This is a genomic window from Pseudomonas sp. AC463, assembly GCF_979253585.1.
Genome location: NZ_CEEDDZ010000878.1, coordinates 1 through 255, shown reverse-complemented (window position 1 = coordinate 255; position 255 = coordinate 1). Strand labels below are relative to the sequence as shown.

The following is a 255-nucleotide window of genomic DNA, read 5'->3' as shown; positions in this document are numbered from 1 at the left end:
GCCCGAGCTCGGCGATCATCAACCCGACCAGCGCGGCGACCGTGACCGTGGCCACCGCCTCGCCCAGAAACTGCCGGACCAGCGTGGCTCGATCCGCGCCCAAGACCTTGCGCATCGCGACTTCCCGCGCCCGCAATCCTGCCCGCGCCGTCGCGAGGTTCACGTAATTGACGATCGCGATCAGCAGCGTCAGCAGTCCGACAATCCCCAGCGTGACGACGGTCAGCTTCTGCCCGGCGCTCTGCGTCCCCGTCG

The 255-nt window shown here is 69.0% G+C and carries 1 protein-coding gene; it reads right to left on the bottom strand.

Annotation, left to right across the window (positions count from 1 at the left end):
* Nucleotides 1-255, bottom strand: a 255-nt coding sequence (locus AC0IYH_RS32730; protein ID WP_471838525.1) for an ABC transporter permease, incomplete at both ends; no start/stop codon positions are given.